Annotated in this window: 11 protein-coding genes; 1 reads left to right on the top strand and 10 read right to left on the bottom strand. The window is 41.9% G+C overall.

The window, feature by feature from the left end; all coding sequences use genetic code 11:
* Position 1: 1 nt before the first annotated feature.
* The 6 genes from AC59IL_RS24895 to AC59IL_RS24870 form a co-directional block, all read right to left on the bottom strand.
* A complete protein-coding gene (locus tag AC59IL_RS24895) occupies positions 2–1,537 on the bottom strand; it encodes a TlpA family protein disulfide reductase (RefSeq protein ID WP_496554921.1) in 1,536 nt (511 codons plus the stop codon).
* Positions 1,538–1,608: 71 nt separating this feature from the next.
* A complete protein-coding gene (locus tag AC59IL_RS24890) occupies positions 1,609–3,033 on the bottom strand; it encodes a RagB/SusD family nutrient uptake outer membrane protein (RefSeq protein ID WP_496554920.1) in 1,425 nt (474 codons plus the stop codon).
* 28 nt (positions 3,034–3,061) lie between these two features.
* Positions 3,062–6,334, bottom strand: a complete 3,273-nt coding sequence (locus AC59IL_RS24885; protein WP_496554919.1) for a SusC/RagA family TonB-linked outer membrane protein — start codon at positions 6,332–6,334, stop codon at positions 3,062–3,064.
* A gap of 247 nt (positions 6,335–6,581) precedes the next feature.
* Complete coding sequence (locus tag AC59IL_RS24880; RefSeq protein WP_496554918.1) at positions 6,582–7,028, bottom strand: hypothetical protein; 447 nt, start codon at positions 7,026–7,028, stop codon at positions 6,582–6,584.
* Positions 7,029–7,041: 13 nt separating this feature from the next.
* Positions 7,042–8,259: a FecR family protein gene (locus AC59IL_RS24875; RefSeq protein ID WP_496554917.1), complete on the bottom strand. Its 1,218-nt coding sequence runs from the start codon at positions 8,257–8,259 to the stop codon at positions 7,042–7,044.
* Between the two features lie 281 nt (positions 8,260–8,540).
* Positions 8,541–9,164, bottom strand: coding sequence for an RNA polymerase sigma factor (locus AC59IL_RS24870; RefSeq protein WP_496554916.1), 624 nt, complete (start codon positions 9,162–9,164; stop codon positions 8,541–8,543).
* Positions 9,165–9,667: 503 nt separating this feature from the next.
* On the opposite strand from AC59IL_RS24870, the gene AC59IL_RS24865 reads away from it, so the two are divergent.
* Positions 9,668–9,970: a polyhydroxyalkanoic acid system family protein gene (locus tag AC59IL_RS24865; protein ID WP_496554915.1), complete on the top strand. Its 303-nt coding sequence runs from the start codon at positions 9,668–9,670 to the stop codon at positions 9,968–9,970.
* A 64-nt stretch (positions 9,971–10,034) separates the two neighbouring features.
* Here AC59IL_RS24865 and AC59IL_RS24860 read toward each other — a convergent pair whose 3' ends face one another.
* From AC59IL_RS24860 to AC59IL_RS24845, 4 genes are read right to left on the bottom strand one after another with little or no spacing between them, the layout of a single operon-like run.
* Complete coding sequence (locus AC59IL_RS24860) at positions 10,035–10,808, bottom strand: FkbM family methyltransferase (protein WP_496554914.1); 774 nt, start codon at positions 10,806–10,808, stop codon at positions 10,035–10,037.
* Positions 10,809–10,813: 5 nt separating this feature from the next.
* Entirely contained in the window at positions 10,814–12,604 is a 1,791-nt protein-coding gene (locus AC59IL_RS24855) for an ABC transporter ATP-binding protein (RefSeq protein ID WP_496554913.1), read from the bottom strand.
* Positions 12,605–12,618: 14 nt separating this feature from the next.
* Positions 12,619–13,398, bottom strand: a complete 780-nt coding sequence (gene cysQ, locus AC59IL_RS24850) for a 3'(2'),5'-bisphosphate nucleotidase CysQ (RefSeq protein ID WP_496554912.1) — start codon at positions 13,396–13,398, stop codon at positions 12,619–12,621.
* 52 nt (positions 13,399–13,450) lie between these two features.
* On the bottom strand, positions 13,451–14,842 hold the full coding sequence (locus AC59IL_RS24845; RefSeq protein WP_496554911.1) for an FAD/NAD(P)-binding protein: 1,392 nt from the start codon (positions 14,840–14,842) through the stop codon (positions 13,451–13,453).
* Between the last annotated feature and the right edge of the window lie 2 nt (positions 14,843–14,844).

Below are 14,844 nucleotides of genomic sequence, written 5' to 3'. Positions count from 1 at the left end.
CTTAACGTTCAGCCAATGCCTTTTTGATCAGTTCTGTTAGTTTTGATACATTTTTTTCCAGCTCCTTATTTCGCGGATCGCCATAAATGACCGGCAGAGTCGATGAATATATTTTACCCTGTTTATCTAATAAGAGTATAGTAGGAAACCCTGTTACATTATAACTTTCCTGCATTTGCCGGCCCGATGCAACACCTTTACCACCAAACAAATTGGTATAATCCGGGTAGGTATATACCATGCCTCCTTCACTGCGCAACCTGCGCATGTAGGCATCTTTTGAACTTTCGCCCAGCATAATGCTCAATACAGCAAAATCGGGATTGTCTTTAAATAAAGGATATACTTTCCGGTGAAAGGTTTGCGTAAATACCATACAACCGGTACACTGGTAGGCCCATATATCCAGCAAAACCACTTTTCCTTTCAGGTCTGTCAAACTTAACTTCTTTGTTTGCGACGAGTCAACAGGAAGCGTGAAATTATAGGCAGTGGCTCCTTTTGCCAGTCCGTTCATATAAGCTTTGAATTTTCCTTTTAATTCATGGGTACGGATTATTGCATTGGCATCCTGAAGGCATTGCAGGTGTTCATCGGGATCGATGCCGCCAAAAAAGAAATAGTTTTCTGAAAAATTCAGCAACAACATGGCCAGCAGCTTTTCACGCATCAACCCGCTATATTGCTGAGATAATTTTTGAAAGAATGATCTCAGGCTGATGGGTTCGCCGTTATTTTCAAAAGCCACTTCAGCGCGCGTTTTTTGATACAGGTATTTTCTGTAAGTAATAGAAAGCGCGGTTATGTCGCTAATGCCGGCCGTATCTTTGAAATGAGCCATTAACCGGTCAAACTTATCTTTTTTAGCTTTCAACTCATCCATGCCGTTTGTTTGATACATATAAGATCCGAATCCGAACCCGCAAACAGTTGTTATGGCATGGGCCTTCAGGTCGCCTGTAATATCTGTAAGCAACAGGTTATAATCTTTACTGCTTAACCGGTCCATGAAATTGTTTAATATCTTCTGCTTACTGCTTAACAGCGAATCGTACAACTTAATAATATCTCCGGTTGCGGTTGCCTGATCGAAGATATCGGTGTTGATTTGTTTAAGGGCCTGTACGCATTCATAGCGGGCTGCTTCTTTTCCAAAAAAAACGGCTTTAAAGTAATAAGGTTCGCCCTGGTCGTGAATGTTTGCAAATAATTGTACCTGGTCGCCGGGCGCAATAAACTGTTCTTCCTGGCTGAATAATTTATTACCTGTATAGGCATCATGCAGCGATAGCCTGGCAATACCTGTAATGGGTGGTGTGGAAAATGAAAACGTTCCGTTTTTGTTGACCGGTATAATAATTTTTTCACTTTCCCCGCCCGCCCCGGTAATAATATCTTTGGCAAACCAGGCCAATAACTTTATGCTGTCTTTATCGGAACATACCCTACCCGAAATGGTTACGGGTTTGGCTACCTGTGCTTTTATTGAAGTGTGCAACAGAATAACAGCAAGCCAAAAAAGTGGTCTGTTTTTCATTCTATACATTTGTTGAAAGAGAACCCCGATTGATTAGGCTCAACCAGGGTTCATGGCTCTGACGGAGGGGATTAATTGTAGCCAGGGTTTTGGGGCGCCAGATTAGGGTTTAATAATATTTCATTAGAGGGTACAGGATACAGTTGCATATTCGTATTCCAGGTGCCGCCTTTTAACGGGGTTACAACCGACATAACCGCATCTACCCTTCCGGTTCTTTTTAAATCGAGCCAACGATGGCCCCATTCTGTAAACAATTCCACCTGGCGTTCGTGTTCAACAGCCTGTAACAGAGATGCCTGGTCACTGGCAGTAGTTGCTCCCAAAGTGGCGCGTGCTCTTATAACATTCAGATCGGCCTGCGCATCGCTTACATTATTTTGCTGCGCCCTTGCTTCGGCACGAATTAAAAACACTTCAGCCAGCCGCATAACAGTGGGGTATTCGGTTACCGGTGTTGAAGGCACTCCCCCTTTTACGTTATACTTAGAAGGAAAATAATATTTAACGGAATTGAGGGTGATAGAATCGACCCAGGTTTGCCTTCTTTTATCGCCCGGTTCAAAATTATCCAGGAAAGCAGCTCTTAACGAAACCGGTTCGTTGAAATTTGGCTTCACCGTGCGAATAAAAACATAACCATCGAATGAATTATAGCCGCTCAATACCGGTTGCAATTGCCACAGCGCCTCTTTATTGTTTTTCAGAAATGCTTTGTCGGGATCGGTGATCAGGCTGTACATAGTGGTGTTATTGATCACTTTGGTAGCTTCGGCTTCAGCATTTTGCCAATCACCTGTAAACAGGTATGCCCGGGCCAGTAAAGCAGCAGCCGTGTATTTATTTGGCCGTACCCTCTCTGGTGTTACCGCACCGGTGGGTGTTACATAATTAGCGCCCAACAAATTTTCAGCATCTTTTAAATCAGCAACAATCTGCTGGTAAACCTGTTGTTTTGGTGTACGGCTGGTCAATGCATTTGCCCTGTAATCGGTGCTGGTAATTAAAGGTGCATCCCCATATAAGTTAATCGCATAAAAATACAGAAAGGCCCTCATGAATTTCGCTTCGCCGGTCAACTGGTTCTTCACCGAGTCGGTTATGCCTCCGGGCGATTTTTCTATTCCCTCAAGGGCTGCGTTGGCAACATAAATGTATTGATACAAATCCTTCCATATCTGAGACAACTTTACCGACGAGGAATTGGTATACACATCCATGAAAGTGCTACCAACAGTTTGATCTGTTTCAAATTCATCGGCAGATAAACCTGCGAACAAACTAATACCATTCTGGCCTTGTGCAAAGCTTGTCGCATTTCCACTCATGCGTGCGTATATACTGGTAAGCACCGAAGCGGCTTTGGCATCACTGGTATATAACGAAGTACTGGTAGGGTTCGTTATAGGTGGATCAACTTCTACCATTTTCCGGCATCCTGCAATAAGTGATACAAAAAGTAAAATAAACAGATATATCGATTTTAATTGTTTCATTTTTCTGGTTTTTAATTAAAGGATGGTTTTACAAACTAACCTGTATGCCACCTGTGAATACCCGCAATGGCGGCAGGGCCGAAATATTCTGCGCTTCGGGATCCATTCCTTTATAGCTGGTAATTGTAAATACATTCTGACCTTGTAAATAAATACGCGCATGTTGACAATGCATTTTATTAACCCATGCGTCGGGCAACCGGTAAGAAACGGATATGTTTTTTAACCGTAAATACGAACCGTCTACATATGCCTTATCACTTTGAACTGCGGCAGAATACGCATCTGATGCAGCGCCCGTAATTCTGGTAAATTTCTGAACAGAAGCTTCATCGCCCGGTTTTTGCCACCTGTTATTCATGATTTCCACCGGCCAGTTCAACGGCGTAAACCGGCTGAATAAACCCGGTTGGCTGGCGTTCAGAAATAATGGGTTCGGCGCAATTTGTTTTACAAACAGGAAGAAAAAGTCAATATCAAAATTTTTAAAGGTGAACGTATTCTGAAAACCACCAAAGAACTGCGGATCGGGGTTCAGCCTTATATATCTGTCGACATTCGTGATGGTATTGGGAGCCGAAGTAATACTCCCGTCTGCTGCCCGAAAAGAATATAAACCTGTTTGAGGATTTACACCTGCCGAATGATATGCCTGTATAACCGATATGGGTTCACCAATCACTACCAGCCTTGAATACGTTGATTTGTCGAGGTTAGGAAATGCGATCAACTTGTTTTGCTGCCTGGTATAGTTGATGCTGGTTACCCAACTGAAGCTTCTTGTTTTAACATTATATGTTCTGGCCAAAAATTCCCATCCTGCGTTCTGAACGGTGGCGGGTAAATTCGCATTAATATTATTAAACCCGGTAATATCAGGTAATGGCATCGCCACCAGCTGGTTTCCTGAGCGGTTACGGAAATAACTTGCGGTAACAAAAATTTTATCCTTTAACAACCCGATTTCCAGGCCTGCTTCCGCCTTTTTATTAACCTCCCAGGCAAGTTCGGGATTAAACAGGTTGGAAGGATACAGCCCCTGCGTTCCCTGGTAAGGAACAGCAAAATTATTAAAAGTATAAGTATCCAGAAACCGGTAGTCCCCTACCTGGTCGCTACCGGTAGTACCATAGCTGGCGCGGATCTTTCCAAAACTAAGCGCCGGTAATGCATTCATCACAAAATCTTCATTTGAGAAAATCCAGGCTACGCCTGCCGCGGCAAAATTGTTGAATTGCTTTTCAGGACCGAATCGGCTTGAACCGTCGCGCCGGCCCGTAAGATTGATAATATATTTATCCTGCCAGTTATAATTCAGGCGTGCGAAAACGGCATTGTATTTATACTTGCTATTAACAATAGCATTTCCCTTGTTTATTGAGGATGCGGCAGCCAGGCTTTCGAGCAAACTATTATCGGTATAGCCGGTTGCTGTTATCGTATTTCCATCGGCCTGGTTTTGTTGGATGGTACTGCCCACCAATATATCGAATTTGCCATCAGACAGGGTAAACTTATATTTTAACTGCGGTTCAATGAGCCAGGATTGCAGGGTATTGAAGGCAAAAGCCGAACTACCGGTTGTTGTATTCTGGTTCGGTCTGAACAAGGTGGTAGGCATGGCCTGCACATCGTTATACTGCAGGTTCGAATAACCCAGGCTGGTTTTAATTTCCAGGCCGGGCAATAGTTCATAGCTAAGTGTGCTGTTGCCTAACAGGTTTTTTGAATATGCTTTAGACGCCACCTGCATGCGCGCATAGGGATTGTTCCAGGTATTATTGGCCCAGTTCAGGTTACCATTCACATCATACACTTCGGGCGCATCGGGATACATTTTTATTTCGGTCATAAAATCACCATACGGAAGATGATTAAAGCCCGAAACATAGCTTCCCGAAAGCTGCACTTTGAATTTTTTGTTAGCCGAAGCGCTATTGATGTTAAAATGCAGCGATGCTTTGTTGTTGCCAAAATTGCCGGGATACATCGTGGTTTCTTTGTGGTAACCGCCATTGATCATATACTGTACATCGGCATTTCCGCCCGAAACACTCGCCTGCGCATCGCTGATACGGGCATTTCCGCCTATCAGCTTCTTTTGCCAGTCGGTATAACGGGTTTTATCCCACGGGCCATTTACATCATGATCGAGGGCGCCTGGCGTAGCGCCATCATTGGCAAAGGCTTCATTCCGGTATTGGAGGTATTGATCGGTATTCAACAGCTTCATCATATGCGCCACATTGGCCACTCCTGAATACGCATTTACATCAACTACCGTTTTACCCGCCCTTCCTTTTCTTGTTGTAATAAGAATAACGCCATTAGCTGCGCGGGTGCCATAGATAGCTGTAGCATCAGCATCTTTTAAAACATCGATCGACTCAATGTCGGCTATGTTCAGAAAGTTCAAAGGGCTGGGAATAGTTTTGCCAAAAGCCTGGAACGTTGAAATGGAGCCATCGCCGGGCACCAGTTGTGCCGCATAAGGCACCCCATCGATAACATACAGGGGATCATTGCCATTGGTAATGCTGTTTCTTCCCCGTATCAATACATTAAAACCGCCACCCGTTACACCTGTTTGCTGGGTAATTAAAAGGCCGGGTACACGGCCCTGCAATGCCTGCAACGGATTATTAACCGGCTGTTTAAAAAGATCTTTCCCTTTAACAGAAGTTACATCGCCTGAATTTAACCGTTTGCTCACCGTACCATAGGCGATCACCTGCAGTTCATCTAATGAACCAAACCGTATTTGTAATACCGCATGCACCGGCCCATTGCCTTTTACATGAATGCTGGCATCTTCATATTGAACATGCGATATTAGCAGTACCGCATCTTCATTCATTCCCGGAATAGTAAATTCGCCATTGGCATTGGTCAATACCCTGGCGGGGGTTCCTTTTACAGCAATACTGGCGCCGGCAATGGGTTCGCCTTTTTCGTTTACAATACGGCCTTTAATATCTATAAGGTCTTTAACGGTATTGGGGTCAACCGGCCGTGGTTTTATAACAATCGTATTGTCGACTATTTCATAATAAAAAGGTTGCTCATTGAAACAACGGCTCAATACATCTTCCAGGTTGGCCTCTTTTACCGTTATTGTTACCTTCCTGGCATTTTCAATGATCTTTGTAGTATATAAAAACTGGTAACCGGTTTGTTTTCTTATTTCGTTGAAGATTTTTTCAATAGGCGCATTTTTTTCTGTCAATGATATTTTTTCTCCGTTCCCTTTTGCCAGCACCTGTAAGCAGGAACAAAGAATGAGAAAAGCGGTTAACTTCATAGTTTTTGCCAGGTGTTGCATACTGCGGCGGCTACCCGCTCGTAAGTAATTTTGAGAAAGGCCTGTTTTCATTAGATAGGAAAAAGTTACAGGCAGGTTTTTGTCAATAGCAATTAGTCGCATGGTGTAGGTTTGAATAGTTTATCAATATTAGATTTATAACGTTGCTCAGCTATTTAGTTGAGCAATTGCACAGGAATCTCACACGACAAACATTTAAGCCGGGATTATATCGAAAGCGATCAAATTAGTTAAGTACAAAATGAAAATCAGCAGAAGCAGGTGGTAAGCAACGTGTTTCTGTACATGCCACATAAATTATACTACCGGAAATTTTAGTTTTTGCATTGGATTTAACTTTCACTACCTGTATAAACTCTACAAACTTTTCGTAGTACCTGAGCTCAATGCCGGTTTGCTGGTCTGTACCGGTAACTAAATTCCCTTTTTCATGGATGGGTTCACTTAATTGCACCAATGGGTTTTTGCTATAATTCAATGTAGTGGCCACGCCTGAAACATCGGCATTTGCCATTGAATAAATATGCCAGGGTTGATCAATGCGGGCAATGAAATGCATTTCATATACCTCATTGCTCATTTTTTGTGATTTGAATGCCCAATGCACAGGGTCCTGCGAATAGCCACTACGGGAAGTTAATAATAGAAAAAGCATAGCAATCGTTTTTCGCATATTGGTTTTTCATTTAAGGTGTTAAATATATCTTTCTGCCATCAATACGGTAATGTATCGACTGGGTAGTTGCCAATAACTTCAATACCTTAGCCGCATTGCTGTACCTTGAGATCTGTCCGTTAAAAGCAAGATTTTTTAAAGCCGGATCATATTCTATTGAAACATCATACCACCTTTTCATTTCACGAATGATGACATCAATATTTGTATTATCGAAATAAAACAACCCGTTTTTCCACGCCATAACCACCTGTTCATTTGCATTACGGCTTACAGTGATTTCGTTTTTCCTGGTTACAACAGCCTGTTGACCGGGCGCAAGGGTTTTATTTCCCGAACCTCCGTTATTAGCAGCCGACACCGTTACAGCACCCTGTAATAAGGTAACTTTTAATTGTTCTTCTTCATCGTAGGCATTTACGTTAAAATGTGTGCCCAGCACGGCCACCTCGATATTTCCCTTTATTACTTTAAACGGAATGGCCGGGTTGTGCGTTACTTCAAAATATGCTTCACCGGTAACCTCCACTTTCCGTTCGCGGGTATCGAATGCCACCGGGTAACGAAGAGAGGATGCCGCATTCAGCCATACTTTTGTTCCGTCTGCCAGTGTAACCTGCACCACATCACCTCCCCGGGGAACAGTAAGTTTATTATATACTGCCTGATGATCATTATCAGTGGAACTGTATTCTATTATACCATTTGAGTTTCTAAGCACCTTCGTTTTTCCCTCCACAGCAAGTATGCCTTTATGTGAGCTGTCGAGTATTATTTCCGATCCGTTGGCCAGGGAAAGTGTTGCATTATTAATTCCCGGCGAAAGATCGTTCCCGTTCCGTTTCACTATCGCAGGCATTGCGTGTTGCCCCTCTTTTGGGGTGTATTGTAACCATATATATAACCCGCCGGTTATTGCAATGATTAGCAACACCGCAACGGCGTACAAGCGACGCCGTGCGGTTGTTGTTCTGAACTGGTAAGACCTGGCTGGAATGCCAGTGGTTGTCAGTCGGCTCCATAATTCATCTATATTAATCTCCTGGTCGTACCTTTGCCTTTCCTGTGCTTCTGAAAACAAATAACCTGGTTGTATACACTCTTCAAAGAACAGCCGGTTTTCGGCAGACAGATGTATCCAATCCTGCAAAAGATCGTTTTCCTCCGCCGTTATGTCCTGGCGTATATACTTAAATATGATAGTCGCAATTACCGTGGAATTTTCCATATCAAACAGGGGTTTCCATCTTTGTCGGGCGATGATTAAATAGTGTTTAATACAAATAATAAGTCACGCACATTCCCGTTGGCGCTGACTACCGAATGCTGTGATATTGACCACTGCCCTGCCGGTTTGTATCCCAAGGAGAGTTGCTATGATCCCTGATTTTTTTCCGTTAATCATTTCAAACCGGGCAGGACAATGATCGTTTTACCATTAAACCAACTGAATTGGAAACGAAATGGCGAATGGGTTTCTCTAAAAAAATAAAAAAAGTTTTAAGAAATTTACTTAGCCAATACTTTATAATGTATAAACTGTACATTCTGAAGATAAACAGTGGTGAAAGACAAGAAGGCTATCGCCAACGGATGATCGGCCAGGGCGATTCGAAGCAGTTGCAGGGCGCGGCTTTTCTGATTATACACCGTACTAACGGATATTTGAAGAATTTCAGCCACCTCAGCCGGTGTCAGGTCTTCATAATATAACATTTCAAAAATTTTGCGGCATTCAGAAGGCAGGTCGATGACGGCTTTCCGCACCATTTCAATCAGCTTATCTTTTATATCGTATTCAAATTGAAGGAATTTTTCATTTTCCATTTTAGCGGCAAATTCTTTTTGCTTTATCCGCAAAACCTTATTTGCCCGAAAGTAGTCGAAACAATTATTTCTGGCCGTTATATATAAAAAGGCCTTAAGGCTGTCTATAGTATCAATCAGGGCACAGCGCTGGAACAATTTCAGAAAAGAATTGAGGGTAATTTCTTCAGCTTCCTCTTTATTATCGATGAGCTTTCTTGTAAAATAGTATAGCGGCCGGTAATAGCAATTGAATACAATATTAAAGGCATTGTTATCTCCTTCACGAAATGCAGAAAATACGCTACTGTCGATACGATGATTCATGCCCGTGTTTTATATCTAAACCGAAGCTCACGACTCAGAACCGTTGTTTAATATATGGGATTCTTTAGAAATTGACGTTTATTGTGTTCAGATCACAAGTTTATTAAAAATAAAGGATCATTGTAAAAAAGACAATAAATTTATTTACGGGAAATTATAAGTTATTAGTAATAGTTAGTTATATTTCCTTGTCTGATTTGTATTTTTTAAAACAATTGGCCCGGATTACATTAATTAATTCGAACAACTGATTTTAGCTTTGAAACTAATTTAAAAAACAACTGAATTCTCCAAAAACCTACTAATCTTTTACGATCTACACGTAAACCTGTATACGACATTCCGCCATCAGGCAGCGTCACCTACATTTTGAAGATTAAGCACAAAACTAAATTGCATATGCTATACATTTGTATCCGCTATATCTTTGTATAGCAGATAAAGGGTAAATAATTAACAACTGGCCCCCGAAGGCCGGCAATAGATTATCAATCAATATAAATATGTCGAAGTTATCTTTGAACATTCCTCATTCACAGACACAGGAAGAGGCATTGAGTCGCATTAAGCAATTGCTGAGCCGCTTACAGGAAGAGCAAAAAGATACAGTTACTAATGTACAGGAAAATTGGGATGGGAATAACGGCAGTTTCAGTTTTTCGGCCAAAGGTTTTAATATTGCGGGCACTATACAGGTGAAGGAGAATGAAGTGCACCTTGAATCAGACCTGCCTTTTGCGGTAGCTCTATTTAAGGGAAAAATTGCGTCCCTGATTACAGAAAAAGCAAAGGAATTGCTTGCGTAAGCAGGCAATGGATTAAGGATGGAACCAAAAAGAAGTCGACGATGACAAAGTAGCAGTTGTATGCTCAGTAGATTTCATGAATATTACACATATCTACCCTATTAAACCTCGAATTATTGTTTTTTATATTTTCTGCCAATCGTAGGGAAATAAAAAGCAGGTTACTTCTTCGTAACACGGGTTTGTTGTGTTTCCACTCCTGCGATTGCTCATAAATGCCGAATAAATAATATTGCCTGTTTTCGAGGTATGATGTTATATCGAACAGGTTAACGTGCAATTTATTTTCAGGGTACATACCTGCCTCTACCTCTATTAGTCCAATTGAATGTGTTGCCAGCAATTCCTCCCCTCCTTTCAACACCTCCAGATCATATCCTTCTGTATCTATCTTCAGATAATCTATATGAGGCATGTTTACTTCGCGGCAAAAATTTGCCAATGTTTGTATGGTCACAGATTGAACAGTGTACCCGGAATCAGCTTCCATATCCATACCCTTCAAAGAAATCCTCGTTGTTTTTTCATTGGCGGGTATCTTTATTTCCTGTATGGCGGCTGTTTGGCCGAAAGCTATATTATGGCAGCTCACATTTGGATATTGTTTTGTATTTGACTGCAGTTCTTTAAAGGTAGTGACAATTGGTTCAATGCAGTGAATGATTGAATCAGGGAAGTGTTTGATAAACGATGCAGCAGATTGTCCGATATTAGCACCAACATCAATGATCGTTTGTATTTTATATCCTTTTAAAATATGCTTAACATCATACAGCGGATCTATTCCAAATGGCAATTTATTTATTGAATGCATGGTTTCCATCGATGGTTTTATCATTTTGTTTAGTTTAGAAAAGGCTCTTTTTGCTGGTGTTCCCATCGCTCCTGAAAGGCTTTGCTGGTATTTTTCAGATATTCGAAACTTCCTTCGGCAATAAGAACGCCTTTATCCATTATATATATATGATCGAAAAGTGGCAACAGGTACAACCTGTGCAGCGAAGAAATAATGGTTTTATCATTAAATTCCGTAAATATCTTTTTATATATCTGCAATTCGTTCATTGAGTCTACGCTGCTGGTCGGTTCGTCCATAAGCACTATCGAACTGGTTTGGGCTGCCAAAAGACCCCGCGCCAGGGCAAGTCTTTGCTTTTGCCCACCAGACAGATTTACGCCTTTTTCATTGATGTTTGTATCAAGTTTATCCGGTAATTGCTTTACAAATTCTGCAAGATGACATAGCTCGCATATGCGCCACAGGTATTCATCATCAAAATTCAACCCGAGCGTAATATTATACCTGATCGTATTTTCAAAAATTTCCGGGTCCTGGGGAAACAGCGCCACGCTGCCGCTAATTAAATGTATAGAATCATGTCTTTTTCCATCAACGATGATCTCCGGTTTATTGTCTAATTCGTACAAGCCGCGTAACAGGCTTAACAATGTACTTTTCCCACTACCGCTTTCTCCTATAATGGCAATTTTCTTTCCGCGGCTTATCGCGAGGGAAACATCCTGTATTCTGAAAACTTTATCCTGCCCGGTTTCTGTATGAGAAAAAGACAGATTATTAAGGGTTATTGAGTGCCATTTTTCAGGCAATACCTGATTGCATCCCTTTTTAAAGTGGCGGTAATAGTCAGCCCTCATCTGATCTACCCCTTTTACATCAACATTATACTTTACAATCTGGCTGTACTGCCAGGCAAATTCATAAAATATATTGGTGAATTGCGTTACATAAGCCAGCAGGGTAACAATACCTCCTACAGAAATGGTTTTTCCCGGTTGCCAGTGAGCCATTATATAGCCCAAAGTAACTATTCCGTAAATCAGGGCAACAAGTATATCGGCTGTAAACCATTTCCATTCCGATAATATGGCAGTTTTCTTAAATGAAGTGAAAACCATTTGTACGCGCTCTGCGAGGGTATGTTCCATCTGTTTTTCACGCCGCAACGTAATTACCGTGTTAATGTTCGATAAACTATCAAACAAGGCCGATGATACAAAATGCTCTCCTTCATTTGTTTTTTTTAAATAACCGATTAGCGGTTTATCGAATTTCATGATTAAAAAAATAGCTACTACCCCTATAAGAAGGGCTACCAATCCGCTTACAGGTGAAAAATATAATATGGCCACTGCAGAAAATACAAACCTTGTCATGGCATGAAAGTATATGAACCCGGTTTGGAAGAAGTTCTTTAAGCTTTCATTAGCCTTGCGCATCTTACTAATCAATGCCCCGCTGTGATTGTCTTTATGCCATTTCAGGTTTAGATTGATTGCCTGATGATAGTTTTCCAAAAGAAAATTGCGTCCAATGTTAAATGCCAGATACCTTTCCTTTATCCTGGCGGGACCGTTGAAAGCCCACTTTAACAAGTTAAGTCCGATATACGCTAAAACATACGCCCAGGCATACTTCAACACCTTTATGCCATCCTGTTGAATGGCGTTAATAAACCAGCCATATAATAACGGAAGTATTGAAAGAATGATATTACCAATAATAAATGCGCTATATATGTATACAAACAGCAGCCTTTCTTTACGGGCATATTTCCACGAAAGCCGTAAAAGATTCAAATAAGGATTTCCCGTTAGCAGGTTTAACATTTTCATGAACTGGTTTAATATTAGGAGGGCCGATCAACCCTGCAAATAAATGGCCCGTTTACAAGAGATTGCTTGTTGTAGAGGAACTCTTCACCGGCAGGTGTAGTAAAAACACCCCCACTGTGCGTTATGATCGCATGTCCCGCAGCAGTGTCCCATTCCATTGTAGGACCGTTTCGAAAATAAAAATGAGCCTTCCCTTCTGCAATAAGACAGAATTTCAGGGAACTGCCTACCGCAATCTGGCTGGTGACCGGATAAGGCGTTCCGGAAATATCTATATCTGCGCCTTCCGCTGACCTGCTTTTAACAGCAATCCATTCTTTGGCAGAACTATCCGTTTGTAAATGCACGGGGCGATTACCGCTTGTTATTTTCCAGGCTCCGGTTTCCCGGGAACCATAATAAAAAGTTTGTAAAACGGGTATATAAATGATGCCCAGCACCGGGGTTGTTTTATGGATCAGGGCTACATTAATAGCAAATTCTCCATTCCGTTTAAGGAACTCTTTAGTGCCATCGAGGGGATCTACGCACCAGAAATAATCCCAGTTCCTTCTCGTTTCGTAAGAAATAGAAAGGCCTTCTTCAGAAAGTATCGGAATATCGGGTGAAATTTCATGCAAGCCCCGAACAAGGATATCATGTGATGCCTGATCGGCAAGGGTTAAAGGAGAAGCATCCTTTTTCAGTGTCACCCGGCTATTTAAATTGACATCATTGTAAATTTCGAGAATAGCGTTGCCAGCCGACTGCACTAAACTTTTTAATATATCTATTGATGGAACAGGATGCGCCATTGGATAAGATTTATTAAAACGAATTGAATGTATATTGTCATTTTATCAGTAATCAGGTTTTCTCCGGATGTATCTTTTGCTTTGTATAAGAGGCTATCATCTGCCTGGCAAGCGCATCAGCCGCCTTTCTTATTTCAGGCACGCTGGTAATTTCCCAAAATAAACCTTTTGTGGGCGGTCCAAGAGTATAAAGATCAGGTGTGATTACTCCACCTATTCCTACTACTTCCAGGTCGCCGGTACAGTCTATTCCCAGGTTCATGGCATCACATCTTATGAACCCCTTCCTGAGCAGGTTTTGAATGAATGGCGATTTCAACCTTTCGAAATTTGATTCAGGCCCCATGCAATTGATGATGGCATTTACCTGCATATGCCGGATCTCCTGTTGGCCCCTGGGCCTAAACCCTACGCGAAAAGTATTTTCGTCTTCCACAATTATTTCCCTGATCCTGGCTGCAGATACTTCCAGTCGCTTTTTCGCTACCAGCGTGTTAAGCAGAGCCGCACAAGCTGAAGGCATCCGGTGACGGGCTACTCCCCAAATATGGCGGAGATGTTCCATAAATCTCTTTTTCTCGATCAATGGGAAATTGCGCCATACCTCCTGTGTGTAAGGCCTCACCGCATCGATAACAGCCTGCCATTGCAACCCTTTGGCTTTAGCAATATCAAGATGATTATGAACCACCCGGCACATGTCAAGGGCAGTGTTGACCTGACTGAAAGAACCAGCGCTCATTTCGTAAGGAGTGGTATCGCAATGGGATAATGGTAACAGACCGTGCGTGGAAAGTGAAATGATATTGCCATCATAACCATTTTGTTCCAGGCAAAGAACTGCATCTACCATCGTCAATCCACTTCCTACAATAAGAACATTTTTATCCCCCCTGAATTTCCCGAAATCATCTACCTGCCATGTAGACCCGAAATACCGTGGGTGCTGCAGAAAGTCTTTCCCGGGTACATTCAATGGCGCGGGATCGAAATTTCCCAGCGCAAGAACGAGTTGATCGTATGCCACTTTTTCTCCGGAGCCCAGCAATACCGTGTTTTCAGAAGGAAAAATATCGATAGCCTCATCATGCAGTAATTTGAAAACTTTCCCGGCACCGCTCGTTTTTACAATTTCTTCCAGGGTGTTCAATATATATTTCCGGTATAGTTTTCTGGGATAAAACCAATTCGGCTGAACCGGATATCCTGATCTTTCAAGCCAATGAAGGAAATGATTCGGATCATCGGGAAATGCGCTCATTCTGCCGGCAGGCACATTGAGCAAATGCACCTCATGATCTGTTGAATAAGCCAATCCTAAGGAATGAGGTTTTTCTTTTTCAATCACCGTCAGGAAGAGCTTCTCCCCGGTATCCAGCTTCAACAATTGTAAGCTCAGCAATATTCCGCTGAGGCCCCCTCCTGTAATTACAATACGTTTCATGT

Source organism: Niastella sp. sgz303648 (assembly GCF_059587045.1).
Note: the sequence above shows the minus strand (reverse complement) of the source record. Positions and strands in the feature narration are given on the sequence as shown.

Coding starts and splice junctions, on each gene's coding strand:
- AC59IL_RS24855 (WP_496554913.1), bottom strand. CDS start 12,604: ATGAAAATGTTAAACCTGCTAACGGGAAATCCTTATTTGAATCTTTTA.
- AC59IL_RS24895 (WP_496554921.1), bottom strand. CDS start 1,537: ATGAAAAACAGACCACTTTTTTGGCTTGCTGTTATTCTGTTGCACACT.
- AC59IL_RS24890 (WP_496554920.1), bottom strand. CDS start 3,033: ATGAAACAATTAAAATCGATATATCTGTTTATTTTACTTTTTGTATCA.
- cysQ (WP_496554912.1), bottom strand. CDS start 13,398: ATGGCGCATCCTGTTCCATCAATAGATATATTAAAAAGTTTAGTGCAG.
- AC59IL_RS24845 (WP_496554911.1), bottom strand. CDS start 14,842: ATGAAACGTATTGTAATTACAGGAGGGGGCCTCAGCGGAATATTGCTG.
- AC59IL_RS24885 (WP_496554919.1), bottom strand. CDS start 6,334: ATGAAGTTAACCGCTTTTCTCATTCTTTGTTCCTGCTTACAGGTGCTG.
- AC59IL_RS24865 (WP_496554915.1), top strand. CDS start 9,668: ATGTCGAAGTTATCTTTGAACATTCCTCATTCACAGACACAGGAAGAG.
- AC59IL_RS24875 (WP_496554917.1), bottom strand. CDS start 8,259: ATGGAAAATTCCACGGTAATTGCGACTATCATATTTAAGTATATACGC.
- AC59IL_RS24870 (WP_496554916.1), bottom strand. CDS start 9,164: ATGAATCATCGTATCGACAGTAGCGTATTTTCTGCATTTCGTGAAGGA.
- AC59IL_RS24860 (WP_496554914.1), bottom strand. CDS start 10,808: ATGATAAAACCATCGATGGAAACCATGCATTCAATAAATAAATTGCCA.
- AC59IL_RS24880 (WP_496554918.1), bottom strand. CDS start 7,028: ATGCGAAAAACGATTGCTATGCTTTTTCTATTATTAACTTCCCGTAGT.